24 protein-coding genes are annotated in these 25674 nt (G+C 61.4%); 3 read left to right on the top strand and 21 right to left on the bottom strand.

What is annotated here, in order from left to right; genetic code table 11:
* Positions 1 to 141: 141 nt before the first annotated feature.
* Entirely contained in the window at positions 142 to 1170 is a 1029-nt protein-coding gene (locus D0Y60_RS07350; RefSeq protein ID WP_117368245.1) for a substrate-binding domain-containing protein, read from the top strand.
* A gap of 40 nt (positions 1171 to 1210) precedes the next feature.
* On the opposite strand, the gene folD is transcribed toward D0Y60_RS07350, so the two are convergent.
* Positions 1211 to 2101, bottom strand: coding sequence for a bifunctional methylenetetrahydrofolate dehydrogenase/methenyltetrahydrofolate cyclohydrolase FolD (folD, locus tag D0Y60_RS07345; RefSeq protein WP_117368243.1), 891 nt, complete (start codon positions 2099 to 2101; stop codon positions 1211 to 1213).
* Positions 2102 to 2637: 536 nt separating this feature from the next.
* On the opposite strand from folD, the gene D0Y60_RS07340 reads away from it, so the two are divergent.
* Positions 2638 to 3447 (top strand): WecB/TagA/CpsF family glycosyltransferase, encoded by an 810-nt coding sequence (locus tag D0Y60_RS07340; RefSeq protein WP_117368241.1) that lies wholly within the window; start codon positions 2638 to 2640, stop codon positions 3445 to 3447.
* Between the two features lie 42 nt (positions 3448 to 3489).
* Here the strand turns inward: D0Y60_RS07340 and D0Y60_RS07335 are convergent, their stop codons facing one another.
* From D0Y60_RS07335 to D0Y60_RS07240, 20 genes are all read right to left on the bottom strand, one after another.
* Positions 3490 to 4020 carry a hypothetical protein gene (locus tag D0Y60_RS07335; RefSeq protein WP_117368239.1) on the bottom strand — a complete coding sequence of 177 codons (531 nt, stop codon included), beginning with the start codon at positions 4018 to 4020 and terminating at the stop codon, positions 3490 to 3492.
* A complete protein-coding gene (locus D0Y60_RS07330) occupies positions 4017 to 4385 on the bottom strand; it encodes a hypothetical protein (RefSeq protein ID WP_117368237.1) in 369 nt (122 codons plus the stop codon). Before D0Y60_RS07330 ends, D0Y60_RS07335 begins: the two co-directional genes overlap by 4 nt.
* A 15-nt stretch (positions 4386 to 4400) precedes the next feature.
* Positions 4401 to 4958, bottom strand: a complete 558-nt coding sequence (locus D0Y60_RS07325; protein WP_117368235.1) for a rod-binding protein — start codon at positions 4956 to 4958, stop codon at positions 4401 to 4403.
* Between the two features lie 279 nt (positions 4959 to 5237).
* The gene (locus D0Y60_RS07320) at positions 5238 to 5636 is read right to left on the bottom strand and encodes a hypothetical protein (protein WP_117368233.1); all 399 of its coding nucleotides are present in this window, start codon (positions 5634 to 5636) and stop codon (positions 5238 to 5240) included.
* A gap of 2 nt (positions 5637 to 5638) precedes the next feature.
* On the bottom strand, positions 5639 to 6391 hold the full coding sequence (fliR, locus tag D0Y60_RS07315) for a flagellar biosynthetic protein FliR (RefSeq protein WP_117368231.1): 753 nt from the start codon (positions 6389 to 6391) through the stop codon (positions 5639 to 5641).
* Positions 6388 to 8475, bottom strand: coding sequence for a flagellar biosynthesis protein FlhA (gene flhA / locus D0Y60_RS07310; protein ID WP_117368471.1), 2088 nt, complete (start codon positions 8473 to 8475; stop codon positions 6388 to 6390). Before flhA ends, fliR begins: the two co-directional genes overlap by 4 nt.
* A 140-nt stretch (positions 8476 to 8615) precedes the next feature.
* Positions 8616 to 8882, bottom strand: a complete 267-nt coding sequence (gene fliQ / locus D0Y60_RS07305; protein ID WP_117368229.1) for a flagellar biosynthesis protein FliQ — start codon at positions 8880 to 8882, stop codon at positions 8616 to 8618.
* Positions 8879 to 9307 (bottom strand): flagellar hook assembly protein FlgD, encoded by a 429-nt coding sequence (gene flgD / locus D0Y60_RS07300; protein WP_117368227.1) that lies wholly within the window; start codon positions 9305 to 9307, stop codon positions 8879 to 8881. The genes fliQ and flgD overlap by 4 nt, the downstream gene beginning before the upstream one ends.
* Positions 9301 to 9747 (bottom strand): flagellar biosynthesis repressor FlbT, encoded by a 447-nt coding sequence (gene flbT / locus D0Y60_RS07295; RefSeq protein ID WP_117368225.1) that lies wholly within the window; start codon positions 9745 to 9747, stop codon positions 9301 to 9303. The genes flgD and flbT overlap by 7 nt, the downstream gene beginning before the upstream one ends.
* The gene (gene flaF / locus D0Y60_RS07290; protein ID WP_117368223.1) at positions 9744 to 10094 is read right to left on the bottom strand and encodes a flagellar biosynthesis regulator FlaF; all 351 of its coding nucleotides are present in this window, start codon (positions 10092 to 10094) and stop codon (positions 9744 to 9746) included. The genes flbT and flaF overlap by 4 nt, the downstream gene beginning before the upstream one ends.
* Before the next feature lie 38 nt (positions 10095 to 10132).
* A complete protein-coding gene (locus tag D0Y60_RS07285) occupies positions 10133 to 11188 on the bottom strand; it encodes a flagellar hook-associated family protein (RefSeq protein ID WP_117368221.1) in 1056 nt (351 codons plus the stop codon).
* 3 nt (positions 11189 to 11191) lie between these two features.
* Positions 11192 to 12637: a flagellar hook-associated protein FlgK gene (gene flgK, locus D0Y60_RS07280; RefSeq protein WP_117368219.1), complete on the bottom strand. Its 1446-nt coding sequence runs from the start codon at positions 12635 to 12637 to the stop codon at positions 11192 to 11194.
* 43 nt (positions 12638 to 12680) lie between these two features.
* Positions 12681 to 13880: a flagellar hook protein FlgE gene (locus D0Y60_RS07275; protein ID WP_117368217.1), complete on the bottom strand. Its 1200-nt coding sequence runs from the start codon at positions 13878 to 13880 to the stop codon at positions 12681 to 12683.
* A 110-nt stretch (positions 13881 to 13990) separates the two neighbouring features.
* A complete protein-coding gene (locus D0Y60_RS07270) occupies positions 13991 to 14665 on the bottom strand; it encodes a response regulator transcription factor (protein ID WP_117368215.1) in 675 nt (224 codons plus the stop codon).
* Between the two features lie 280 nt (positions 14666 to 14945).
* Positions 14946 to 15521 carry a transglycosylase SLT domain-containing protein gene (locus D0Y60_RS07265; RefSeq protein WP_117368213.1) on the bottom strand — a complete coding sequence of 192 codons (576 nt, stop codon included), beginning with the start codon at positions 15519 to 15521 and terminating at the stop codon, positions 14946 to 14948.
* Positions 15445 to 16962 carry a flagellar hook-length control protein FliK gene (locus D0Y60_RS07260; protein ID WP_117368211.1) on the bottom strand — a complete coding sequence of 506 codons (1518 nt, stop codon included), beginning with the start codon at positions 16960 to 16962 and terminating at the stop codon, positions 15445 to 15447. The genes D0Y60_RS07265 and D0Y60_RS07260 overlap by 77 nt, the downstream gene beginning before the upstream one ends.
* On the bottom strand, positions 16959 to 18290 hold the full coding sequence (motC, locus tag D0Y60_RS07255; protein ID WP_245409104.1) for a chemotaxis protein MotC: 1332 nt from the start codon (positions 18288 to 18290) through the stop codon (positions 16959 to 16961). Before motC ends, D0Y60_RS07260 begins: the two co-directional genes overlap by 4 nt.
* A gap of 3 nt (positions 18291 to 18293) precedes the next feature.
* Complete coding sequence (locus tag D0Y60_RS07250) at positions 18294 to 19508, bottom strand: MotB family protein (protein WP_117368209.1); 1215 nt, start codon at positions 19506 to 19508, stop codon at positions 18294 to 18296.
* Positions 19505 to 20161 (bottom strand): hypothetical protein, encoded by a 657-nt coding sequence (locus D0Y60_RS07245; RefSeq protein WP_117368207.1) that lies wholly within the window; start codon positions 20159 to 20161, stop codon positions 19505 to 19507. The genes D0Y60_RS07250 and D0Y60_RS07245 overlap by 4 nt, the downstream gene beginning before the upstream one ends.
* A 313-nt stretch (positions 20162 to 20474) precedes the next feature.
* Positions 20475 to 21455, bottom strand: coding sequence for a flagellin (locus D0Y60_RS07240; protein ID WP_117368205.1), 981 nt, complete (start codon positions 21453 to 21455; stop codon positions 20475 to 20477).
* 712 nt (positions 21456 to 22167) lie between these two features.
* Between D0Y60_RS07240 and D0Y60_RS07235 the strand changes: the two genes are divergently transcribed.
* Positions 22168 to 25599: a hypothetical protein gene (locus D0Y60_RS07235; protein ID WP_147324503.1), complete on the top strand. Its 3432-nt coding sequence runs from the start codon at positions 22168 to 22170 to the stop codon at positions 25597 to 25599.
* Positions 25600 to 25674 lie beyond the last annotated feature (75 nt).

Below are 25674 nucleotides of genomic sequence, written 5' to 3'. Positions count from 1 at the left end.
AGTTTTGCGCCGCAAAATGACCAAATCCGCTTTTCCTGAAGGAATTGCTGATGTTAGATGTCAAAACGCTTTGGGAACAATATGGGGAATATCAACGCACAATCTCCAAAGCGCTTTTAATGTTTCAAGAAAGCTAAGCATGTGAATCTCAAGCAGTTATCGCAATTGCTGGGTCTGTCGCAGACAACCGTCAGCAGGGCGCTGAACGGCTATCCGGAAGTCAATGCCGAGACGCGTCAGCGGGTTCTCGATGCCGTCCGGGAGACAGGCTATCGCCCCAACAGGGCCGCGCAGCGGCTTGCGACCGGCCGCGCCGGTTCGATCGGCCTGGTCATGCCGACCGCCGACGGCATCGAGTCCGACGTGCATTTCGGCGAATTCCTCGCCGGCCTCGGCGACGAGGCGGTCAAGCACGATTTCCACTTCGTCATCAATCCGAGCCATCCGGAGGACGAGGTCGCGACGTGCCGGCGCCTCGTGGCCAGCGGCAATGTCGATGCGCTGTTCCTCGCCTATATGCGCGAAAAGGATCCGCGCATCGCCATGATGAAGTCGCTGAAAACGCCCTTCGTCGTGCATGGCCGCTCGATGGGCATCGCGACGGACTATCCCTATCTCGATATCGACAATACCGGCGCCTTCTACGATGCCGCGCGCCTGCTTGCGCAGCTTGGCCACCGGCACGTCGCCCTCATCAACGGGCCCGACTATCTCACCTTCTCCAAGCGGCGGACAAAGGGCACGGTGCGGGCGCTGGCGGAACACGGCCTCGTGCTGCGCGACGAATGCAATTCCAATTCGCAGATGACCGACGAGCACGGGTTTCGTGCCATGGAACGCTTCCTGCAATTGGAGACCCCACCGACGGCGGTGCTGTGTTCCAGTACGGTTCTGGCGCTCGGCGCGGTGCGGGCGATCAACCAGGCGGAACTCAAGCTCGGCTCGGATATCTCGCTGATCGCCCATGACGACGTGCTGCCGATGCTGAAACCGGAGAATTTCATGGTGCCGCTGACGACGACGCGCTCGTCGCTGCGAGCCGCCGGCCAGCGCATCGCGCGGCGGCTGATCGCCGATATTCTTCAACTGGAGACCCTGCCGCAGCAGGAACTCTGGAAGACCGACCTGATCGTGCGCGCCTCGACCGGCCCTGCCCCCGCGGGCAAATAAAAAGGCGCCCCGCGGGGCGCCTTTTACATTCACGCGATCATCAGAATTTCGGCGGTTTCCTGCCGGCCTTGCGATAGGCGGCGATCACGGTGTTGGCCATCAGCATGGCAATCGTCATCGGACCGACACCGCCGGGAACCGGCGTGATGACGCCGGCGACCTTGGCGGCTTCGTCGAAGGCGACGTCGCCGACGAGGCGGGTCTTGCCTTCCGCCGTCGTGATCCGGTTGATGCCGACATCGATGACGGTGGCGCCAGGCTTCACCCAGTCCGCCTTGACCATTTCTGGGCGGCCAACAGCAGCGACCAAGATATCCGCATTGCGGCAGACACCAGCGAGATCTTTTGTCCGCGAATGGGCGGTCGTCACCGTCGCATTGGCGGCGAGCAGCAGGGCCGACATCGGCTTGCCGAACAGGTTGGAGCGGCCGATCACCACCGCATTGAGACCGGACAGGTCCTCGCCATGGGTGCGGCGCACGAAGACCATGGCGCCGGCCGGTGTGCAGGAGACGAGACCGCCGTCGAGATCGCCGGTCGCCACCTTGCCGGCATTGACGACATGCAGGCCGTCGACATCCTTTTCCGGCCTAATCGACTGGATGATCGGGTCCGAATTCAGGTGCTTGGGCAGCGGCAGCTGGACGAGGATACCGTGGATGGTCTCGTCGGCATTCAGCGTCTCGACGAGCGCGGCAAGCTCTTCCTGCGTCGTCTGCTCCGGCAGGGTATGCTGGATGGAGTTGAAACCGCATTCCTTCGACATGCGGCTCTTGGCGCCGACATAGGCGTGGCTTGCCGGATCATCGCCGACGATGACGACGGCGAGACCAGGCTTGACGCCGGCCTCGTTTTCCAAGGTCACGGTCGCGGCCTTCACGGCGTCGATCACGGAAGCGGCAACCTGCTTCCCATCGATAATGGTGGTCACATTTCTCTCCCTGATGAATTGCGCCCACTTTAGGAGCGCGGCTGCGCGGCGGGATGGCCTCTTAACGCCCTATGCTGTCCAAAACGCATAAATTCAAGCGTCCCGTTTCGCAAACAACCGGCCCAATTCGTTAACATCCGTTTTCCTCTCACTCCTGAAAGGGCTTTTGGGCGGCATGAGAGAGCCAATCAGATGCCCGTATCAGTCTTTTTTTGAAGCACCCGCCGCAAATATTTTTGCCCCGAAAGGGCCGAAAGCGACGGTAGCATCGCATGAAAAGAAAGTCTTTTCAGTGAGATAACATAGGCGGAACGCGCATGGTTAGCAAAGGATAAAAGCACCCCGCCGCCTTCTAACGAATTCCTTAAAAGCCCTTTCAGGCGGGCTTGTTACACCGGCTTCCAGCAGCACAAGCATTGCGGGAGCAGCATGAAGCCCTTTCCCACATTCCCGAAGCATCGAGCCAATTGGCAGGCCATGACGGCCGGCCGGTCCGGTCGCCAGACGTGCGGCGTCACCGCGAGAGGAGCCCTGTCATGAACCTCGTGTCAGGCAATATCGTCACCGCGCAACGCGACATTCTCGGTCTTCCCGTCTGCGAGCTCAGCTGGGCCGACGCCTTTACTTTTGCCGAAGAGGTAGCGACCATGCCCTTCGGCCAGACCGTGATCGCCTTCATCAACGCCAACAATGCGAACCTGATGATGCGTGATCCGGAATACCGCGCCGTGCTTGAGCGCCAGGTCGTCTTCCCCGATGGCCACGGCGTCGATATCGCCTCCATGGTTTTCCACGGCCGCAAATTCCCGGCAAACCTCAACGGCACGGATTTCGTGCCAGCGCTCCTGACCTATATCACCAAGCCGATGCGCGTCGCCCTGATCGGCACGCGCGCCAAGACGCTCCAGCGCGCGACGGAAAATTTCCGCCGCCATGCGCCTTGGCATGAATTCATTCCGATTTCCGACGGTTTCTTCGACCGGGCGAAATCCGACGAGATCATGGAGCAGGTGCGCGAGGCCAATGTCGATATCCTGCTGGTCGCCATGGGCAGCCCCGCACAGGAGAAGTGGATCGACCGCCATGTCGGTCCCGGCCATGCAAGGCTGGTGCTGAGCGTCGGCGCACTGTTCGATTTCGTCGCCGGCGACGTTCGCCGCGCGCCGCTTGGCATCCGCAAACTGCGCCTCGAATGGCTCTACCGGCTGCTTCAGGAACCCTCGCGCCTGTGGCGGCGCTACGTGATCGGCAACCCACTCTTCCTCTACCATGTCATGCGTTACAAGCTGTCGGGCCTGGTGGTGAAGCGCCCGGACGATGAAACGGCAGAAGCCGGCACGCGCTAGGCGGCCGGCTTCTGCAAAAACTGCCTCACCTCAGCGGTGGACCTAGTGTCCGCCGCTTTTTTCTGCCGGCTTCACTTCGGGCACTTCACCCTTCAGAAGCGTGACGCCCTTCTTGGGCGCCGGTTCTTCGAGAGAGGCGGTGGTGATGTAATCGATCTGCTCGACATAGACCTCAGCAATCACGTCTGCACCGAAACGACGATTAAGGCCTTCCTTGATGACACCGCGGAAGGCGTCGAGGTCAAAATCGCCCGCGGCCTTCACGTCGATCATCTTCTTGCCGACGAGCAACGTGTAAAGCTCGTCCGTGATCATCTGCGGCAGTGGTACGACCTGCTTGGCTGCCAGTTCCTTGTTCGCCTTGTAGGCTAGCTTGGTGAGCAAGTAGCCGTTGACCCCATCCTGACCGAGAACGGGGACGGTCGTCGTATAGCCGGTGACGAATTCCATCGCGGCTTCGCGCGCCGCGGCTTCCTCGTCGACCTTTGGGGCCGAGGCCATCTTCAGCGAAAAATACACCGCAGCAAGCGTGACCGCGAGGACCCAGACACCGGTGCCGATGAGCTTTATCATGTACCGTAACCCAGGCGGAACTGTTCCTGCGAATAGGTGCCGTCAGCTTCGAGGTCCTGTACGGCATTCTTCAGGATGGTCACGACCTCCCGCACCGCATCGAGATGGGCCGAGACGCGCTGGGCATTGGTGGCGAGCTTTTCGCGCACACGGCCGAGCTGCGGCGAGAAGCTCTGCGGAACCTCTTCCGGGCGCACGTCGCGCGTCAGCATGGCCAGCTCATAAAGGCAGCGGCTCTTGTGGGCATTCGACGTCGGCAGATCGAAATCGGGATCGTGACCGATATTGTCGTTCTCGTTGTCGATAATGGTTTCAAGCCGACCGAGCACGGAGCGGATTCGGATTTCGTTGCTTGCCTGTTCCATTTTGTTGTTCTCCGCTTATGCCGTTTTCTTGTGTTCTTTGATGCCGGGCGTCAGGTCGGCAAAGGCTTCCCGCTGCAAGGCCTGAACCATGCCGGAAGCGACACGGTCGGGATCGTTGTCCTTGGCGCCTCCCGAAATGCCGCTCTTCTTGGCGAGCGCCTCGGCGATGCCGATGCCGCCGCCCTTGCCGAGCGCCTCGCCCAGCTGGTCGGCCATCATGCCGCGCCACATTTCGCCGGCCGTGCCTTCGCCGTAGATCTGCTCGCTCTCGCTCGGCATCATCGATTTCACGAAGTTCTGCAGAACCATCGTCTCGAACTTGCGCAGATGTTCCGGCACGGCCGCCTTGCCGCCGACGGCGGAAACACCGTTGGACGCCGCGGTCGCGCCAGCGGAATCACGATTGAGAATGGTGCCGACGGCGGCCTGGAATCCGGCGCCTGCTTCGGCAAGACTGGTCGCTTCGAAGGAAGCGCGGTTCGATTTCAGTTTGGCTTGCGCTTCCTGAACCTGGGTGGGATCGGCAGCCCGCACGACATCGAGCACCAGATCACTGGGGGGGGTAATTGCCACGTCTCAAAGCCTTTCAGGTAAATCCTGCGAGCCGGACCCGTCCTCATGGCGGTCCGCCGGCCTCATGACCATCGGGACATCGGCTCACCCGCGCTGCACATCGCAGCTGCTTCGGCAAACTCTTCATCGTCCGTTGAGAGACTATCGCTGCTCAACCTTACGGGAGGCTGGTGGCGGATGACGATGCCGTGACGGCAGTGCATCCGAAATCCAATTTGAGGCAAGCTTGACCTTGCGCGCGCGAAAATGCTGTGTCGTCTCAGAAACTTGCGGACGATCTCAGTCGTCGCCGCCCTTATAGGCGATGTGCTGGTCGATCAGATCGTAGATAGCGTCATCGGCCGCCTCGCGCTCTTCGGCGCTGCGGGCTTCCTTCATGTGGTCTTCCATGCGATCGCCCTTGGTGCGCTCGCGCACCACGCGCATCTCATGCATCTGCTGGACGTTGGCCAGCATCTGGTCCTGCTGTTGCAGCCGGCTGTATTGGCCGGAATAGTGGCGCGAGAAGCTGCGATGCACCGGGTTCAGCGAATTGATCGCGTCGGCGACCGCATCCATGGTTTCGGCGGCTTCCTGGCGCTGGCGCGTGGTGTTGGCGAGATCGATCTCGGCCATCTTCTCGAGATGGCGCTGCACGGTAACGAGACGTTTGAGCTTTTCCGAACGGCTCTGCGCCATGGCTATTCCCCTCTGAAGACCGGAATGAAGCCGCTCGCGAAAATCTCGAGCAGCGACGATATACCGAAATAGAGCAGGAGCAGCCCCCCCGTGATGATGAAGGGCAGCGAGACGAAATAGATCGGGATCTGTGGCGCGAGCTTGTTGATCAGGCCGACGGAGACGTTGAACACCAGGCCGTAAAGAATGAAGGGGCTCGCCAGCCTGAGCATGATCATGAAGGTCTGGCTGAGCGTGTCGGTGAGCGTGATCAGCGCGCTCTGCGGATTGAAGCCCGCACCGATCGGCATGACATTATAGGATTCGATCAGCGCCCGCATGACGACATGGTGGAAATCCAGCATGAACAGCACGAGTAGACCGGCAAAGGACAAGAGGTTTGTCAGCTGGTTTTCCTGGGTATCTTCCAGCACATCGGGTGTCGGCGGCGCGTTGAAGCCCATCATCATGGTCAGCACCGTGCCAGCGAATTGCAGGCCAAGCACGTAGTAGCGGGCGATCAGGCCAATGACCGCCCCCGTCAGCGTCTCGAAGGCGATCATCGAAAGATAACCGTCGAGATCGCCGGTGGAGCGCGGATAGATGACGTCCCACATGATCGGCAGCACACCCATCGAGATCGCGATCGCCAGGAACAGGCGGATCTGGATCGAGATGCGGGCCGAAGAGAAGCCCGGCAAAAGCATGAAACACCCGCCGACACGGCAGAAGGCGGCGAACAGCGCCAGCACCGTGCCCTGCGGGTCGGTTATCATGAAATCGAGCCGAGGATCTTGATCTCGATGCCCTTGGCGAGCTCGACATGCGAGAGAACCGGCAATGTTGCAAACAGGCGTTCGATGATCATGCGCACATAAGAGCGGGATTCGGGCGACGTGACCAGTACAAAGGGTGTGCCGCGGTCGAGAAACTCGCGGATAACCCGGGTCGCCTGTTCGGAAAACTCTTCCAACTGGCGCGGATCGATGTCGAACTCGACGATTTCGCCCTTCGAGTCGCGCTTCAGCGCCTGGTGGAACACCATGTCCCACTTGTTGCCGAGGCGCAGCACCGGCAGCACGCCGTTGTCGGTCAGGTCGCCGCAAATCTGCTGCGCCATGCGGATGCGCACATGCTCAACGATCTGCTCGGTCTTGCGCACATGCGGCGCGAGTTCGGCAACGGCTTCGAGAATGAGATGCAGGTTGCGGATCGAGACGCGCTCGGCAAGCAGCAGCTTCAGCACGGCCTGCAGGCCGGAATAGGACATGTGCGATGAGCAGATTTCGTCGGCGAGCTTGCGGTATTCCGGATCAAGGCGCTCGATCAGCACCTTGACGTCCTTGTAGGACAGAAGCTGCGGCAGGTTGTTGCGGATGACTTCCGAAAGATGTGTCAGCACGACCGAAACGTTGTCGATCGGGTGGAAGCCTTCGCGGCGCAGGTCCTCTGCGAAGGTTTCGAGGATCGACACGGCCGGCATGCCGAAGGCGGGCTCGCGGATCTCGTCACCCGGCACGCTCGGCTTGCGGCCGCCGCCGGTGACGACGAGCACTTCGCCGACGCGCACGATGTTGGACGCGATCGTCGTGCCGTGGATGCGGATCTGGTAGGATTTGTCGGGAATGGCGATGTCGTCGGACACCTTGATTTCCGGAACGACGAAGCCGTATTGCCCGGCGAATTTCTTGCGCATCTTGCCGACGCGGAAGGCCAGTTCCTGGTGCGCGCCGAGCAGGCGGGTGGAGACCTGCTTGCCGAGCAGGAGTTCGATCTCGGCGGTCTTGAGCACCGATTTGACCGAGTCCTTCTCCTGGTCCCGCGTCGCCTGCACCTGCTGGGCTTCCGCGGCACGCTTGACCTGGTTCTCGGCCTCGATGCGGCGCGGAATGATCCAGCCGCCGAAGGCCATCAGACCGCCAAGCACCATGAAGGGCAGGAAAGGCAGACCCGGCATGAGGGCCAGCATGATCATCAGGGCCGCCGCGACCATAAGCGCGCGCGGATAACCGGAGAGCTGGTTGATAACGGCCTGGTCGGTGGAACCGGACGTGCCGCCGCGCGAGACGATGAGGCCTGCGGCGAGCGAAACGATGAGGGCCGGGATCTGCGAGACCAGACCGTCACCGACCGACAGCTTGACGAAGACGTCGGCGGCTTCGCCGAGTTCCATGCCATGGCGGAAATAGCCGATGATAATGCCGCCGAACACGTTGATGGCGGTGATGAGAAGGCCGGCAATCGCGTCGCCGCGCACGAATTTCGACGCACCGTCCATCGAACCGAAGAAGGAGCTTTCCTCTTCCAGCTCGCGGCGACGCAGCTGCGCCTGCTTCTCGTCGATGAGGCCCGCCGAAAGGTCGGCGTCGATCGACATCTGCTTGCCGGGGATCGCATCGAGGGTGAAGCGCGCGCCGACTTCCGCGATACGCGTCGCACCCTTGGTGATGACGATGAAGTTCACCACGATCAGGATCATGAAGACGATGATACCGATGACGAAGTCACCGGACATCACGAGGCTGGCGAAGCCGGCAATCACGCCGCCCGCCGCGTCGTGGCCCTCGTTGCCATGCGAGAGAATGACGCGCGTCGTCGCGATGTTCAGCGACAGGCGCACCATGGTGGCGATGAGGAGAACGGTCGGGAAGGCCGAGAAATCGAGCGGCCGCTGGATCCACAGCGAGACCATCAGGATCAGGACGGAAAAGGCGATCGAGAAGGCCAGGCCTATATCGATCATGAAGGCCGGGATCGGCAGGAAGAGGATCGACAGGATCGTCAGGATGCCCACGGCGAATGCGACATCGCGACCGCTGGGACTGACCTTCGGAAGGTTGATTGCCGGAACTTGCGCCATCTTTATGCTTCCCGTCTCATCATGAGAGGCGGCGACGCGGAACATGCGTCGCCCATTTCACCCGATGACCTACAGGGCGAAGCTTGTGCGAGGATGGGGAAAGCCACGCCGGCGAGGCGTAAAGCGCATCCGGAGGCGCGCTAGAAACCGCTCTGGATGCGGGAGAAGACGAGATCCGTGAAGATGGAGATCTGGGCGCCGATGAAAGGCGCCGAAATGGCGATCGCAACGAAGATCGCCAGGATTTTTGGCACGAAGGTGAGGGTCATTTCCTGCACCTGCGTGAGGGCCTGCACGAAGGCGATTGTGACGCCGACGATCATGGCGGCAAGCACGGCCGGTCCGGAGGCCACGACGACCGTCCAGATGGCTGCCTGCGCTATGTCGAGGGCGTCTGCCTCATTCAAGTCTTGGTTTCGCTTATCTTCACGCCGGGTCCGATGACGAGTTTCTCGCCCGAATCAAGCTTGGCCACGATACCGTCGTTGTATAGCGTCACTTCCTTGACCACACCAGTGATCTTGCCGTCCTCGCTGGTGACGGTGCGGCCGATGACGGAATTGGCTTCCTGCAGCGACGTGCGCTGGAGCAGGCTCTCGAAATTCTTGTTCGTCTTGATGGTCTGCTCGACCTGCGAGAAAGTCGCAAGCTGCGCCATCTGCTGGGCCGAATCCATCGGCTCGGTCGGGTCCTGGTTCTTCATCTGCGCCACGAGCAGCTTCAGGAAGCTCTCATAGTTCAGTGTCGCCGACTTTTCGGCAGTCGTCGCTTCGCTGCCGGACGAGGTCTGGGTAGACGTGGCGCTGCTTGCGGCGCCGACAGGCGTTACCATGGTGCGATCTCCCTGCGGATTTGTTCGATCGTGGCGGGCGCCATTTCCTGGTTGTTGAGAATGCGGTCCTCGATCGGGTAGAGCCCACGGATCGCCTTCAGCGCCTCGAAGGCGCGGCCCTGCGTGACGAGCGCGTCGACGCGCTTCAGCTCGGCCAGCACTTCCTCGTTCTTGAAGCAGGAGAGCAGCATGATGACCGACTTGCGGAACATAGCGATCGACTGCTCGGCGCCTTCCGGGTTTATCAGCGCCATCTGAGCGATGAAATAGAGCTGGCGAAGCGGGGTCGTCGCCTGCTCCGGCTGCAGGACGTGGTTTTCCAGAAGGAAGGTCACGTCGTTCAGGAATTCGACCGCCACCTTGCGATCGACCCTCAGAACGGCGCCGTTGACGAAAATACGTTCCCCAGACTTCAGCGATATACGCAGCGTACTTTTCATTTGATTCCATCCTTGATGATGGTTGTAATGTCGATAATGCCCTGGAAATTGGTGGATTCGCGTTTGCGGATCTTTTCGATTTCCTTGAGAATCCAGATCGCGATCGAGATCAGATTGGCACGCAGTTCGTCGTCGAGTTGGTTTTCCGGATTTCCGAGATCCTCGATGAACCGGATCCAGACGCGACGCGTGTAATAAACGGCTTCCACCGCTTCCTTGCCGTAGGTTCCACCGGCCGCGATTGCCGCTTCCAGGAGCGCAACAGACCGTTCGAGGACCTGCCGTTCCCGATCCTTCGAGACGGCAACGCCCTCCTCCATGATCTCGGCATATGAAAACTGGTACATTCAGACATCCTTCATGTGTGTCCGTATCCTCTGCTTCATCAGAGGTAGTTCAGCAGGCTCAGATTCTGGATCCGCGAGGTTAGCGTGTAGGCGAGCGAAAGCTGCGATTCGAGCGTTGTCACGCGCGTTGCCGCCTCGTAGGTATCGATACCTTCCATATCCTTGATGCTGGTGCTCAGGATGGTGATCTGGGCGTCGAGCGAGGTGTTGGCCTGGGTCACGCGGGATTCGGAAATGCCGAGCTTCGAGCGCTCCCCGTCGATGCCGGAGACGGCCCGACCCATATAGTCGATCGCCGCGTCGCTTACGACCTTACGGGACGCTTCGGAAATGTTAAGTGCGAGCAGCTCCTTGCCGATCACCAGGCCGAGTGCCATGTGACGCATGCCGTCCACATTGGTGTTGGTCGAGCTCTGCACCGTTTCGGAGGCGCTGATGCGGCTGTTCATGTTTTCGCTGGACGCATTCGACCAGTTGTTTTCCCAGTTTACGCCCATGAAGTCTGTTTCGAGCGCGTCGATGAAGGACTGCATGTCGGTGGGATCGATGGTCGAAACGGCCGCATCGGTCTGATCGAAGCCAAAATGCGCCAGGAAGGCCGCGTCGAAAGCGGTCTTGGCATCCGACACGGGCGACGTCTGGTCATAGTCGTTGAACGGCATCACGTCGGAATTGATGCCGGCGAACAGATATTCGCCGCTGAAGGACGTGTTGGCCGCCGCCGTAAAGGTCGACAGCGCATCACCGATATTCCTCTTGGCAAGCTGGAGCTGGTCGGCGGAGGTGATGCCCGACAGCGCGATCAACACGCCCATGGCGTCGTTTGCCGCCGTCGACATCTGGCCGAGCGCTTCCTGGGACGCGGCGAGGCGCTGCGTCGTCAAGGCATTGGTGCTCTTCAGCGATTCCATGCGCTGCAGGTCTCTGTGCAGGTTCAGGGTGCGGGCGGTCTTGGCGCCCAGTTCCGCGCCGACATCCGCATGACGGCCCGTCACGGACTCTTCCTGGACCTTCAGCATCTCCTTTTGCGCGCTCGCAACCGTGATGCGCATCGCGTTCTGGAGGGACATGTTGGAAACGAAAGAAGCCTTCATAGCTTAGCCTGCTGCCTGGAGAAGCGCGGTGATCATTTCATCGACCGCCGACACAAGTTTTGCCGATGCTTTGTAGGACTGTTCGAGGTCGAGCAGCAGCGCAAGCTCCTCGTCGAGGCTGACGGACGTCACGTTCTGCAGCGCTTCCTGCGTGCGGCCGAGCAGCGCCGTCTTGTCGTCGCTTGCCGTCGTTGCCGCGCTGCGCAGCTGTTCAAGCCAACCGACCGAGCCGGTCGAGAAAGCAAGGATCGTTGCCGTCGTGTCGATTGCCGCATCCGTGTCAAAGGTCATCGGCGTTTCGAACGCCGCGGCATAGCTTTTCAGGAGTTCGGAGAAGCTGGCATTGTTACCGGTGTTGAAAGTATCGTTGATACCATCGCGCAGCAGCATGGCGTTACCGCCCTGGCTGGTGATGACGGCGGGATTGACCCCGATCACCGTGGCCAGTCCCGACACGGCCGTATCGACACTGAAGTCATCGCCGACGCCGACGCCGTTGCGGACGAAAAGCCCGTCCACCTGCGTTCCCGAAACGTTTTCGGAGAACATGTTGATCAGGCTGCGCGCCGTCTCGTCAAGCTGCGTCTGGAAGGTTGGGGCCGTATAGTCGCGAATTTGCAGGAGTGCCCCGATGGAGCCCTGTGCGCTCGTGTTGCCCCCGGTGCCCATCTGGACGGCGACACCATCGATGTAAACCTGATTGCCGGTTACGGTCGCCGTATAGGTCGGAGTCGCCGTAAAGGTAACGGCACGTGGCTCCGTTTCGAACAGCACGGTGCCGTCGCTGGTATAGAGCGCCAGATCGTTGTTGGTGCGCTTCAGCGTGCTGACGCCAACGATCTGTGAGATCTGGGTCAGGAGTTTGTCGCGCTGATCGAGAGCGTCGTTGACGTCAGTGCCGGCGGCTGTGCCCTGCTTGACCTGGTCGTTATAGGTCTTGAATTCGGACAGCAGGCGGTTGAGTTCCGTCACGGCGGTGCCGATATCGGCATCTGCCTCTGCACGCATCTTCTGCACGGCAAGCGACGTACCGTTCAGCGAGTTGGCGACATCGGTCGCATCGGCAATGACGGTCTCGGCAAGTGAAACTTCGTTCGGCTTGTCGGCGAAGGCCTGGAGATTGTCGCGTAGCTTGGAAAGATAGGTGGACGGGGCGAGTTCGTAGTCCTCGCCACCGAGCATCATCTTCATATTGGTCAGCCCGGTCAGAAGCGTATTCTGCGCGGACGACTTGGAAATGCTGACGAGGTTCTGCTTCAGCAGCGCCTCGTTCTGGGCCCGTTGCGTTTCGACGACAGAGGCCCCTGTTGCGGCCGTGGCGAGAACCGCCGACCGGCGCGCATAGGATGCATCGCTTGCATTGGCAATGTTCTTCGACGCGACGGCCGATTGCAGGCCTACGTTCGAAAAGCTCGACTGAGCAGTCTTCATTGCTGTTGAAAGCGACATCGGATTTACCTAACTCTCGACTGCGCGCGGGGTTCAGGCCGCATTATCTCTTCAGGTTGACGAGGGTTTCCATGAGTTCCGAACCGGTCTGGAAGACCTTCGAATTCGCCGTGTAGTTACGCTGCGATTCGATCATGCTCGTCAGTTCCTCGGCGATATCGACGTTGGAATCTTCGAGCGCGCCGGAAATGATGCTGCCGTAGCCGTTGGTGCCGGCATAACCCATGACGACAACACCCGAGTCGTTGCTCTGCGAGTAGACGTTGCCCGGCAGCGGCTTGAGGTTGTCTGGGCTCTGCACCGAGGCCATCGCGATACGATACTTCGGTGTCAATTCGCCGTTCGAATATTTCAGCGAAAGCACACCGTCGTCGCTGATCTCGTAACCGGTGACCTTGCTGGCCGCATTGCCGTCGATCTTGCCGTTGGAAACGTCGAAGTCGGAGGCGAGCTGGGTGGAACCGCCGATGCTGATCTCAAGCGAAGCCAGGTTCGCCCCGCCAGTGGCCAGCGCACTCGTCGTGATCGTCGCCGGCGACGGGGTCAGCAGCTTGCCGTCAGTGCCGAAGGTCATGGCGATCGGGCCAGCGATCGACGTGCCGTCATAAACAGCTTCAACGGTCCAGTTGTTGTCCGACACCTTGGTGTAAGTGAATTCGATGAGACGCGAATTGCCCTGGCTGTCATAGGCCTTGAGCGAAGTCTTTTTCTCGTAACCATCGGCGGCATTCGACGGCAGGTTGACGTCGAGTGCGCCTTCGGTCGAGCCCGTGGCGCTGAGTTCACCGGAGGACAGGTTGATCTCTTCCAGGCCGTCGAAGCCGTTAACGACGATGGTCGGGTCTTCGGTCGAAGAGTATTGGTAGCCCATCAGCGTGAAGCCGGCGGAATTCTGCAGCGTGCCGTCATCCATCGGGGTGAAGGCGCCGGCGCGGGTCATGTATTCCTGGCCGTCGCTGCCCTTGACGATGAAGAAGCCCTTGCCGTTGATGGCGAGGTCCGTCGATGACGTCGTGTACGTGAAGGTGCCCTGCGAGGCGATGGAGTAGCGCACGTCAGTGGTTACGCCGCCCGAGTTATAGGCGCCACCGGTGGTGGGCAGAATCAGCGAGGAAAACTGGGTGGAGGCTTTCTTGTAGCCCGTCGTGTTCGCATTCGCGATGTTGTCGGCAACCGTGCTCAGGCGGTTTGCCTGGGCGTTCATGCCGGAAACACCCGTTCTCATCGTACCGTAAAGGCTCATGTCAAATCCCCGTTCATCTCGTCACCAGGACCCTATGGGACGGGCCTTGCGTGAAGCTGGCTGCAACGCGATCCGGCGCGGTCCGCATTCCCCCGCCGGATCGCAAATTTTCAGCCCTGCCAGTCGATGCAGTAGCCAAGGAAGCGCTTGGAATCGATCGGGTCGAAACCGAGCTTCTTGCGCAGCTTTTTGCGCAGCTTGCTGATGTGGCTTTCGACCACGTTCTCTTCGACGTCCTCGTCGAAAATGCCGTAGATCGCATTGAAGATCTGGGTCTTGGAAAGCCGGCGGCCGCGGTTGGCGACCAAATATTCCAGGATGCGACGCTCGCGGCGCGGCAGCGGAAAGATCTCGTCGTTGATTTCGGGATCGCGACCGTCGGAGAAAACCCTGATAGGGCCGATCTCGGTGAAGTTGGTCAGCGCCTTCAGGCGGCGCCGGATGGCCGCCGCACGGGCCAGGATTTCCCGGGGATGAACCGGCTTGCGCACGACGTCGTCGACGCCGCTGTCGAACAGCGCAAGGGTGTTTTCCAGCGAGGGTGTATCGCTGACCGCGATGACCGGAGCCTGCGAACGGTCACGGATCGCCCGCGGCAGTTCCATGCCATGCTGGCCCTGACCGATCAGGAATGCCTCGACCGCATCGATGTCGGAATCGGCGGCGGTATTGACCCACTCGCCGAATTCACGGGGATCGAACCCCGTCGAGGGCACGCCCTCGCGACCAAAAAGAGAAGTATAGCCGTCTTTCACGAGCTCGCGCTCATCAACCACTACGATCATTCGTCCGCCTCCGAATCAGTGTGGTGCCTCGTTCAGGCAGTGGTACGAATCGGGCGAATCACCGGCAACTAGAGAAAGTGACTGGGTGGTTTTAACAGTTGATTAAGAATTGCGTGCCGATTTGGTCTACATATAGTAGGTACGGACGGTTTTCGCCACAATTTTCCGGTGGAAAAGTTAACAAAGGTTAACGCCGCGCCTTGCCATGCCAAAACTGGGCGCATTGCTGCCACATTACGGCACAGACCGTTTGGGCTCGAATATTCAACTTTTAATAGAATTACTGGCAGAACGTTTTCGCGTTCGTCGTCCAGCTTCCATAGCCCGTCGCAACCAGATTGGCGATCACCCGGCAGACATAACGCTTCTGTGCGGGGTCGTTGTTCGGGCCCGCATGGTAGCGGGCAACGGCCATGGTCCAGGTCTCATGCCGGGCGTGGAGACGCGCAAGGAAGGACGCCGCATATTCGACATTCTTGCGCGGGTCGAACATTTCCGCCGGCGACGCGAACTGGTCGCCATGGAAATGGTGGTTGATCTGCATGCAGCCGAGGTCGATCAGCTTGGCGCCGCGTGCCCGCGCCGCTTGGAAGGCCTGCAGCGCCTCCTCCTGGTTCCGGCCGAAATAGGCCTTGCCCTCGATATTCATGGCATAGGGTTGCAACGATCCCTTCCGGCCGGTCTCGGTGAGACCGACGGAATAGAGGATGCCGGCCGGGATATCGTATTTCGCCGCCGCCGCGAGGATTTCACGCTCGCAGCTGCCCGACGTCGCCGCTTCAGAGGTAGACGCCGCCAGAGCGCACAGGCTGGCCGCCAGAGAGGCTAGAAGTGTTTTCCGACGTGTTGCCGTCATGGGAGGTTCCTTCGCCTGCGAAAGTGCGTGTGCCGTCGCCATTGCCGCCCTGGCGGCCGTTGCCGCCCTCACGGGTCTGGGGCTGACTGGAGAACTGCTGTTGTTGCTGGGAGGCCTGTCCGTCGCCCTGCTGCGCGCTGCTGCTGCGGTCGATCGACGACAACTGGACGCTGACCTGGTCGACGGCGAAGCCGTGACCGCGCAGCGCCTTGACGATGGCATCCTGATCGTCGCTGAGCTGGCGGTAGGCTTCGCCCGTCTCCACCTGCAGCGACACGACCAGTGCATCGCCGTGCAGGCGCAGCGTCGCCGTCACCGTGCCGAGATCGATCGGCTTCATCTGGATCTTAAGCGTATTGACGACCTTACCGGTCGCTGCCGCTTCCGAATGGCTGAGGCCGCCGGTGGAGCCGAGCGATGCCGCCCAGTTCGGATCCTGTGCAATGGCGGTCGTCACCGCACCGGCATTGCTGGTCGGTGCCAAGCCAATATAGCGGCGGGAATCGAGCACCGTCACCGTCTCCACCTTGCCGGCAGTGGTCTGGGCGGCATCACGTACGCTCGTCCGCTCGCCGATGCCCGAAATGCTCATATCGAGATCCCGGCCCTTGCCATCGGCGCGGATCAACCGGAAGAGCTGGTCCGTGTCCGATTGGGGGACCTCGCCTGTATCCGCCGCATCAGCGAGTAGCGCGGCATCCGCATTAGAAGCTGGCTTGCCGTCAGCCTTCGCAGCGAGCGCAAGCTCGGCCTTCGCTGACCCCTTCTCGCTCGTTTGCCCCTTCACATCCTGCATGAGGCCGGAAGCTGCCACCTGGACAGCAGCGCCATTGACAAAGGATTGCGGAATGACGGCAGGCGTGCTCAGCATTTCGAGGAGATTGCCCACATCGGTGTCAGCGGGGGCTTCCTCGACGGACTTGGCGTCCTTGGTGCCCTTAACCTCTTTGACGTCCTTGGTGTCGACGTGCACCGCCTGAAGCTCGTCTCCCGCCGCATGCTTTGACTTGGGCTCGCCGTCCTTTTTCGCAACGATTCCGCCCGTCTCATGCTCACCGGCTCGAATCTTGCGAAGCTGAAGCCCGTTCTCATCCGTTTGCGGAGTGAATTGCTCTTCGAGAGGCGTCGTTTCCGTCTTGGCGGATGCGGTAGCGCTCGCTTCCTGCAAAGCCTCGGCAAGTGCAGCAATGTCACGCTGGCCGCTTGTGCGCGTGTCGGTGGCCTGCTCGATCTGGATCTGGCTGCGGCTGGTCTCGGCAATCGCGATACGCCCGCCCTTGCGGCCGCTCTCGCCATCGCCTGCCTTGCCTTGCAGGCTGGCCACCGCGCTGGCGAAGGCGCCCTTCTCCGAGGTGTCCGCCGCCTTGCCTTGAACACTCTTGCCCTTGGAGGACGTTTGTCCTTGCAGGACGCCGCTAATACCGCTGCCGATGGTGCTCAACTGCCTTCTCCTTTCAAGAGCGCGTCGATCGCATCGAGTTTGGAGCGACCGCTCGACACGAAAGTGTCGAAAGCCGGATCCACGCCCGCCTTCCCCTGCTGCTCTTTTTCTTCAGTCCCGGACCCGGCGGCCACGACCGGAGTCTCTCCCGCGCCTGCGCGCGGGTCCATCGTCCGGTCGGCCGTTTCGGCCTCACTCAATCCGTCATAGGAGGGGTCTTCCCCCTCCGCCGGAAGAGCGGCCTGCGTTTGCGGCACGCTCTCTTCCAGTGCGGCCGTCTCCGGCGCGCGCAGCACTTCCTCGGCCACCGCCTTCGCCGCCGCCTTCAGCGCCCGGTCCTTGGGGGAAAGCTTGTCGTCCGGAATGGCGGCGATGGCTTCCATGGCCGTGGCGACATCACCCGAAGGCACTGAGGCCAGCCCCGAATAGAGATCCGCCAGCACCTTGGGCACGCTTTCGCCGTCGTCGGACAGCATCTGCGCGCGCGTGGCGGCGAGCGTCGCCAGCTTGTTCTTGCCGGTGATGGCCGCAAGGCGCGCCATGCGCAGATAGACCTCGCGCTGGCGCGGCACGTCCATGAAGGAGAGAACCTCCAGGATGTCCTCTTCCTTGAGTTCATCGAAATGATCGACGGCCAGCTTCACGAAGAGATCGGCAAACTGGCTGGCATAGGGCGAGCGCAGGTAGCGGCGCGCGTAGCGGTTGGCATAGACCATGCTCTTGTCGGTCCAGCCGGCCTCGCTGGTGATGAAGATGGAGCGGCGCAGCGCCGCTTCCTCGACGATCGTGCCGGGCGCGACGAGCCTCGCCCAGTCGAAATAGGTCAGTGCCAGCGCCGGATCCTTGCGGATGACCGAATTGGCCGAGACGAGCGCGAGATAAGGCCCAACGCGCGACCGCTTGTATTCCGGGAATATCTCCGCGAGCGACTTGACGCTCTGCGTGCCGCGGCCGGAGAGATAGGCGCGGAGCGCATCCGTCAGGCGGGAATCGAAATGGCCGTCGACGTCCTTCTTGATCAGCAGTTCCAGCGTTTCCGGATTGCCGCCGCTCATCGCATAGACAAGGGCTGCATCGACATTGCGCGGATCATCAAAGACGGAGGGCTCGGCCGTACGCAGCCGGTCGTCGATGGTGGTCAGCAGGAAACGCTGCATCTCCATGGCCGAGTGATCGCCGAGCACCACCGTGTCCTGTACATATTGCAGGGACCGGATCATCTTGTAGGGCTCGATGTCCTCGGGGCTGGCTGCACGCGCGGATGCACCGGCGCCGAACGCTGCGCAGAAAACCGTACCCGTCAGGAGAAGGCGGCGGAACAGACCCATCGATCAGCCGCCCTCGGCCTGGATGAGGATTTCGATACGGCGGTTTGCGTCGGCCATCGGATCGGACGGCACCTTCAGGCGCCGGTCGGCAAAGCCCGTGACCTGGCTCACGCGCTTTTCCGCAAGCCCGCCGCGCACCAGCATGTAATAGGCGCTCTGCGCGCGATCCATGGATAGGCGCCAGTTGTCGTTCTTGCCGCCGGCGAAGGGCCGGGCGTCGGTATGGCCGCGGATGGCGATGGCGCCGGGGCGGCTTTCGAGGATTTTTCCAATCTTCTCCATGGCCAGCACCATCTCGCGCTTGGGCAGCGCCGAGCCGATGTTGAACATGGGCGTGTCCATCTGGTCGGTAAGGCTGACGAGCAGGCCGCCTTCGGCCGGCGTAACGGTCAGGCCTTCCGCCAGCTTGCCGAGCGTGCCGATCTGTTCGGTGATCTCGGCCTTCAGCTTGTTGGCGTCGTCATCTTCCTTGGACTTCTTGTCCTCAGCGGCCTTTTCGGCTTCAGCCTTGTCGGTTTCGGCTTTGGCAGCCTCCGCCTTCTCCGCATTGTCCTTGGCAAGCGCCTCCTGCACGGTCTTGTCGCTGGCGACGGCAACCTGCTGGTTGGCCTTGCCTTCGCTGCCGTTGCTGGTCGCCTGGGAAATATCCACCTGCTGCGTCCAGAAATCGGGATCGAACGGGTCGCGATAGGCTTCGCCACCATCCGCGCCGGTCGCGGGACCGGAATTGGCGGCGCCGCCCTCGCCCTTGGCACTTACATTGGCCTGCTGGCCGACTTCCTGTGCGATCTCGGAGAGAACCGAATAGGGGTTCTCGAAATAGTTCGCCTCGGAATACTGCGTCTCCTCGCCCGCGGAGGTGCTTTCGTCCTTGCCGTTTTCGGCGCCATTGCCAGCGGCCTGCTTTTGGCCGGCTTCCTTGGACTTGTCCTGCGTCGCCTCGCCTTCCGCACTGTTGGCGGGCTTCTTCACCGATTTGTCGGCCGGTTTGTCATCGGTCAGCTTGATCGGATTGAAATAGGCGGCCACGGAGGCCTGCGTCTTCTCGTTGGCGGCATTGACGAGCCACATCACGAGGAAGAACGCCATCATGGCCGTCATGAAGTCGGCATAGGCGATCTTCCAGGCAGCCGAATGGTGGTCGCCGTCATGGTCGCCATGGCGCTTGACGATGATGATCTCGTTCTTGCCGTGGTGGTGATTTTCGCCTTCGCTCATGCAAGCACCTTGCGTACGGTGTCAGCCCAGGCCGCCATCCGCGTTACCAGGACGGTTTCGCCATACTCCACCGTCAGATCGACATCCTGCGTCTCGACATGCCGGAAGACCGGCGCGGGGTCGTCGAAACGCGCTTTCAACTGTTCGAAAAGGTTTGCCGGCCCCTTCACCGTGATGGTCACGCCCTCACCGTCTTGCAGCCCTTCAGTGATCATGCGCGCGAGATCACCGACGGCACCCTTGGTCAGGATCTGGTTCATGACGGGTGCCAGCACCTGCGCGGTCTGGGCGGCGACGACATCGGCCACCTCACCCGTCAGCATCGAGAAACGTTCGGCGAGCGCCCTGGCATAATCCTGCTCGTAGCGCAGGCGCAGCGTTTCCAGCTCCGCCTTATGCGCCTCTTTCAAGGCATCCATTTCTGCATCGAACTTTGCGTGCAACTCGGCCTCGGCTTCGGAACGTCCTTCCGCGAAGGCGGTGGCCCGCTCGGCTTCGATATCGACCGGCGGCAAGGCGAGCGGCATGGCGAAGGGTTCGGCAGCTGCAGCACCGCCTTCTTCCGTACCGAAGCTCGGCGGCTGGAAAGTCGGCGTCTTGGCGCGCGAGGGTGCGCCGAAATCCTTCAGGTAGCGGGCAAGTTGTGCGCTCATGCGCCCTCTCCCAGCTCTGCCGCGTGCCCGGCAAACGCAAACGAAGCCCGGCGGATGCTCCGCGGGCTGCTCGAACGCCTGCTCTTAAAAACACTGGAACCTGACAACACCGCTGACCTATCTCCACGGACACAGCGCCTTCCGGGAGGCGAAAGGCACACAATCTTCCTGATCGTGCCGCTGAGCCTAGGCGTTCAAACTTGTGCGAGGATGAAGATGAAGGGTGTTGGGCCGCGCCAGGGCAAGTCGCGCGGCCCAACCGCCCGCCCGGCCGATGACCAGCGGCCGGGTGGATTTCGAAGCCTTTCCGCCCTTACTGGCGGAAGAGCTGGAGGATGTTCTCGGCGCTCGAATTGGCGATCGAGAGCGACTGGATGCCGAGCTGCTGCTGGGTCTGCAGCGCCTTCAGGCGGGTCGATTCCTCGTTCATGTCTGCATCGACCAGGCGGCCGATGCCCTTGTCGATCACGTCGCCGAGGGTGGCGACGAAGCTCTCCTGCATCTCGATGCGCTTGGTGATGGCGCCGAGCGTGGAGGCGGCGTTGGTCAGGTTCTTGATGATCGAGTCCGTGACGCTGATCATGCCGTCGAGTTCGTCATAGCTCGTGTCGTTGTCGATCGCGATCGGGTCGCCGGCATCAGCCGATCCGCCCGAAACGTATTCCGACATGTCGATCAGGTAGTAAGGGCCAACACCGCTCGGCGGATCATCCATGACGTCGGCGACGTCGATGGACCGGGTGAGATAGCCCAGCTCCGGCGCTTCGATGTCGATCAGCACGGAGTTTGCGGTGTCAAAATCGAGCGTGGCGACTCGGACGTTGCCGTCGGCGCTGCGCACGAAGGACGCCACGACAGACTTGATGCCGAGTTCGTCGGTTCCCGTATTATAAAGCCAGTTTTCACCGGAAAACGAGGCCGACTGGGTCGCGGAGACGAGCTGGCTCTTCAGCTCCTTGATTTCGTCGTTGATCTTGGTCTTGTCGACGCCCGGTTCTCGCGCGGCGACCAGCTTCGCCTTGATCTCGCTCATCACGTCGATGACGTTTTCCAGCGAGGTATAGGCAGTATCGACCTTCGCGGCACCGAGGCCCAAGGCATCCGCGACGGTCGAGATCGCGCGGTTGTCGGAGCGCATGGTCGTGGCGATAGACCAATAGGCGGCATTGTCGGCCGCGGTTTCGACGCGCAGGCCGGAGGAAACGCGGGCCTGTGTCGTTTCGAGACTGTTATCGATGGAACGGAGGGTCTGCAGCGCCGCCATGGCGGCGGAGTTGGTCAGAATGCTGGTCATAGGACTTACCCTGAATATGTGTCGGGGGACATGCCGGAGTAAGCGAGGGACCGGTAACGAGGAGAGTGCTCATGCATCCGGCGCCGCTCGTTTGCCCTGGGCGCCAGTCCATCGTTCTTAATGAAGAGTTAACGGCCAATGGTTAACAAATGGTTAACGTCGTTAACGCTTTAGCAAGAAACATAAAAAAAGGATTACCGGCCGACGGCCAGTTCTGGCCTCAAAGGCCTTGCTTTCAACCTATGAGCGATTTCACGCCCCGACGGCCATGCCCGCAAGTGGCACAAAGCCGTACCAAACCGGCAAATTTGCGTATCATTTCCATCCAAAACGTTTCGACGATTGCAAGGATGTGTTGCATCGCGTTAACGTATTTTTAGAACTTGCTGCTTAGAACTTTCATTAGTTGTAAGAGTAATACCCATCTGGGTACTTACGACCCTGGCGTAGGGATCGGAGCCGCGATTAGGCTCCGGAAGCATGATGCCCTTCCGATGCGCTGGCTCGTTCGAGTCATGTTCCAAGTAAACATTGAATCGTCCGTCAGGACACCCGAATTGCTTCGCCAATAGCGGGTCCTATCGGACGTCCAACGCTGCAGCAAGCGCAGGACATGCTGAGTCTTCCGTGAATGGACCGTGCCGGGCCTTTCGCGATGTCGACTCGCAGGGACATGACGTTTGTGGACAGCCAACCAATCAAGGGCGCGTTCATGACTTCAATCGTTACATCTCTTTCGATCAACCAGATCAAGGCGCTTTCGTCGACCGCGATCCAGAACCTCACCACGACCGACATCGCAGCGCTGACGAGCACGCAGATCAAGGCTCTGAGCTCGACGCAAATCGCCGCGTTCGAATCGGACGACATCGCCACGCTGTCTTCCACGCAGCTCAGCGCCGTCACCGCCGCCGCCATTACCGGTCTCACCCTTTCGCAGATGGACGCGCTCAGCGCCACCAACATCGTCGGCCTCACTTCGGCCCAGATCAACGCGCTCAGCACGTCGCAGGTCGCACAGCTCGACAGCGACCAGGTCGACGCCCTGACGTCCACACAGATCGGCGCCCTCAGCGCCGCCGCCATGGGTGTGATGGCTTCGGACGAAATCGCGACCTTCACCTCGGATGAAGTCGCCGCCATCTCCACCAAGGTTCTGGCGCAGATTTCCACTGACGCGATCGCCAATTTCAACAGCGACCAGCTCGGCGCCCTCTCTTCAAAGCAGATCGCCTCGCTGACGTCCGCGCAGGTCGGCGTCCTGACCTCCGACCAGGTCGCGGGCCTGACGAGCGGCCAGGTTTCGGCTCTGACCGTCAAGCAGGTTGCTGCCCTCTCCACCGACGCCGTCAAGGCGCTCGACAGCGACCAGATCGCAGCCCTCTCCGCCAAGCAGGTCGCCGCGCTCTCGACCGACCAGGTCGCCATCCTCGACTCCGACCAGGTTGCCGCCCTTTCGAGCACGCAGATCGCCGCCCTCAGCGCCGCTGCACTCGGCACGATGGCTTCCGATGAAATCGCAACCTTCACGACGGATGAAGTCGCCGCCATCACCACCAAGGTTCTGGCCGCCCTTTCGACCGACGCGATCGCCAACTTCGACAGCACCCAGATCGGCGCCCTGTCTTCCAAGCAGGTTGCTTCGCTCACCACCGCACAGGTTGCCGTTCTGACCTCCGCTCAGATCGACGGCCTGACGACGGCAGGTGTTGCCGCCCTGACGACCAAGCAGGTCGCCGCGATGTCGACGGATGCCGTTGTCTCGCTCGACAGCGACCAGATCGCCGCTCTCTCGGCCAAGCAGATCGCAGCCCTCACCACCGATCAGGTCGAAATCCTGAACTCGGATCAGGTCTCTGCGCTCACCTCCACCCAGATCGCCGCCCTCAGCGCCGCTTCCCTCAACCTGATGGAATCGGACGAGATCGCGACCTTCACGACGGACGAAGTCGCCGCCATCTCCACCAAGGTCCTGGCCGCCCTTTCGACCGACACGATCGCCAACCTCGACAGCGACAAGATCGGCGCCCTGTCTTCCAAGCAGCTCGCAGCTCTCACCACCGACCAGGTGTCGAAGCTGACCTCCGACCAGCTTGCAGGCTTGTCCAGCGCCAACATCACGGCTCTCACAGCCAAGCAGGTCGCCGTCCTCACGACGGATGCCGTCGCAAAGCTCTCGACCGATCAGGTCGCGGCTCTCTCCGCCAAGCAGATCGCAGCCCTCACCACCGATCAGGCCGAAGCCCTGACCTCGGACCAGGCCGGAGCTCTGACGTCGACGCAGATCGCCGCCTTCGGCGCCGTTGCCCTCGACACCATGACTTCGGACGAGATTGCAACCTTCTCGACGGACGAAGTCGCCGCCATCTCCACCAAGGTCCTGGCTGCCCTTTCGACCGACACGATCTCCAAGCTCGACAGCGATAAGATTGCCGCCCTCAGCAGCAAGCAGGTCGCAGCCCTGACGACGGCGCAGCTTGCAACGCTGACGTCCGACCAGGTCGATGGCTTGACGACGGCCAACATCGTCGCGCTCTCCGCCAAGCAGATAGCGGCGATTTCGACCGACGCCATCGTATCGCTCGACAGCGACCAGGTCGCAGCCCTCACGGCCAAGCAGATCGCGGCCATGACCACCGACCAGGTCAAGACCCTGAACTCGGATCAGGTTGCTGCCCTGACCTCGACTCAGATCGCCGCGCTCACCGCCGCCGCCATGGACACGATGGCTTCGGATGAGATCGCGACCTTCACGACGGACGAAATCGCCGCCATCTCCACCAAGGTTCTGGCCGCCCTTTCGACCGACACGATCGCCAACCTCGACAGCGACAAGATTGCCGCCCTCAGCAGCAAGCAGATCGCCGCTCTGACCACCGCTCAGATCGCAACGCTTACCTCGGACCAGGTCGATGGCCTGACCTCCGCCAACATCGTTGCCCTGACGGCGACCCAGATCGTCAAACTCACGACCGATGCCATCGCATCGCTCGACAGCGATCAGATCGCCGCCCTGACGTCCAAGCAGGTCGCAGCCCTCACCACCGACCAGGTCGAAACCCTGACTTCGGATCAGGTCGAAGCCCTCGGCAGTGCGCAGATCGCAGCCCTCAGCGCCGCTGCACTGGGTGTGATGGAATCCGATGAGATCGCCAAGTTCACCACGGATGAAATCGCCGCCATCTCCACCAAGGTCCTGGCTGCCCTCTCCACGGCTGCCCTCGGCAACTTCGGAAGTGACCAGATCGCTGCCCTCAGCACCGCTCAGGTCGCCGCTCTGACCACGGCTCAGGTCGCAAGCCTGATCTCCGACCAGCTCGATGGCCTGAAGACCGACCAGGTCGTGGCTCTGACGGCAAGCCAGGTCGCAGCGCTCACCACCGACGCCGTCGCATCGCTGGAAAGCACCCAGATCGAGGTCCTGACCTCCAAGCAGGTCTCGTCGCTCACCACCGACCAGGTCGCCGTCCTGAACTCCGATCAGGTCGCGGCGCTCACCAGCACACAGATCGCAGCCCTCAGCGCCGCAGCGCTGGGCACCATGGCATCCGACGAGATCGCAACGTTCTCCACGGATGAAGTCGCAGCCATCAGCACCAAGGTTCTGGCCGGCCTGTCGACCGACATCGTGTCCTTCCTCTCGACCGATCAGGTCGGTGCGCTGAGCACCGGTCAGGTCGCCTCGCTGACGACGGCGCAGGTTGCGGTTCTCTCCTCGACCCAGGTCGATGGTCTGAAGAGCGGCCAGATCGCCGCCCTGACGGCAAACCAGATCAAGTCCCTCTCGACCGATGCTCTGGCATCCTTCGACAGCGACCAGATCGTCGCCCTGACCTCGACCCAGATCGCTGCGCTGAGCACCGATCAGGTAGCAACGCTGACGTCCGACCAGATCGAAGCGCTGACCTCGACGCAGATCGCCGCACTCTCCTCCGCCGCCCTCGACGCGATGGACTCGGACGAGATCGCGACCTTCACCAGCGACGAGATCGCAGCGATCAACGTGAAGGCCCTGCCGGGTCTCTCCACGGACGACATCGCCGGTCTGACCTCGGAACAGGCCCAGGCCTTCACGAGCGCACAGATCGCGGCTCTGAGCAGCTCGCAGGTCGAAGCCGTCATCGCAGCCTACAACGACGTCTGATAAGGACGCCAAAGCATCAAAACGAGGCGGCGCGGCTCCAACCGCGCCGTCTTTTCGTTTGGGGCCGAAACACCG

Source organism: Shinella sp. WSJ-2 (assembly GCF_003432075.1).
GTDB lineage: Bacteria > Pseudomonadota > Alphaproteobacteria > Rhizobiales > Rhizobiaceae > Shinella.
This window is presented reverse-complemented; position numbering and strand designations above follow the sequence as displayed.

Bases quoted from the DNA above. Each gene is read 5' to 3' on its own strand.
- D0Y60_RS07250 (WP_117368209.1), bottom strand. From the start codon at position 19,508: ATGAGCGAAGGCGAAAATCACCACCACGGCAAGAACGAGATCATCATC.
- fliR (WP_117368231.1), bottom strand. From the start codon at position 6,391: ATGATAACCGACCCGCAGGGCACGGTGCTGGCGCTGTTCGCCGCCTTC.
- D0Y60_RS07265 (WP_117368213.1), bottom strand. From the start codon at position 15,521: ATGACGGCAACACGTCGGAAAACACTTCTAGCCTCTCTGGCGGCCAGC.
- D0Y60_RS07330 (WP_117368237.1), bottom strand. From the start codon at position 4,385: ATGGAACAGGCAAGCAACGAAATCCGAATCCGCTCCGTGCTCGGTCGG.
- D0Y60_RS07285 (WP_117368221.1), bottom strand. From the start codon at position 11,188: ATGAAGGCTTCTTTCGTTTCCAACATGTCCCTCCAGAACGCGATGCGC.
- flbT (WP_117368225.1), bottom strand. From the start codon at position 9,747: ATGAAAAGTACGCTGCGTATATCGCTGAAGTCTGGGGAACGTATTTTC.
- D0Y60_RS07335 (WP_117368239.1), bottom strand. From the start codon at position 4,020: ATGATAAAGCTCATCGGCACCGGTGTCTGGGTCCTCGCGGTCACGCTT.
- motC (WP_245409104.1), bottom strand. From the start codon at position 18,290: ATGGGTCTGTTCCGCCGCCTTCTCCTGACGGGTACGGTTTTCTGCGCA.
- flgK (WP_117368219.1), bottom strand. From the start codon at position 12,637: ATGTCGCTTTCAACAGCAATGAAGACTGCTCAGTCGAGCTTTTCGAAC.
- D0Y60_RS07235 (WP_147324503.1), top strand. From the start codon at position 22,168: ATGACTTCAATCGTTACATCTCTTTCGATCAACCAGATCAAGGCGCTT.
- D0Y60_RS07240 (WP_117368205.1), bottom strand. From the start codon at position 21,455: ATGACCAGCATTCTGACCAACTCCGCCGCCATGGCGGCGCTGCAGACC.
- flaF (WP_117368223.1), bottom strand. From the start codon at position 10,094: ATGTACCAGTTTTCATATGCCGAGATCATGGAGGAGGGCGTTGCCGTC.
- D0Y60_RS07245 (WP_117368207.1), bottom strand. From the start codon at position 20,161: ATGAGCGCACAACTTGCCCGCTACCTGAAGGATTTCGGCGCACCCTCG.
- D0Y60_RS07270 (WP_117368215.1), bottom strand. From the start codon at position 14,665: ATGATCGTAGTGGTTGATGAGCGCGAGCTCGTGAAAGACGGCTATACT.
- flgD (WP_117368227.1), bottom strand. From the start codon at position 9,307: ATGGTAACGCCTGTCGGCGCCGCAAGCAGCGCCACGTCTACCCAGACC.
- D0Y60_RS07320 (WP_117368233.1), bottom strand. From the start codon at position 5,636: ATGGCGCAGAGCCGTTCGGAAAAGCTCAAACGTCTCGTTACCGTGCAG.
- D0Y60_RS07275 (WP_117368217.1), bottom strand. From the start codon at position 13,880: ATGAGCCTTTACGGTACGATGAGAACGGGTGTTTCCGGCATGAACGCC.
- D0Y60_RS07340 (WP_117368241.1), top strand. From the start codon at position 2,638: ATGAACCTCGTGTCAGGCAATATCGTCACCGCGCAACGCGACATTCTC.
- flhA (WP_117368471.1), bottom strand. From the start codon at position 8,475: ATGGCGCAAGTTCCGGCAATCAACCTTCCGAAGGTCAGTCCCAGCGGT.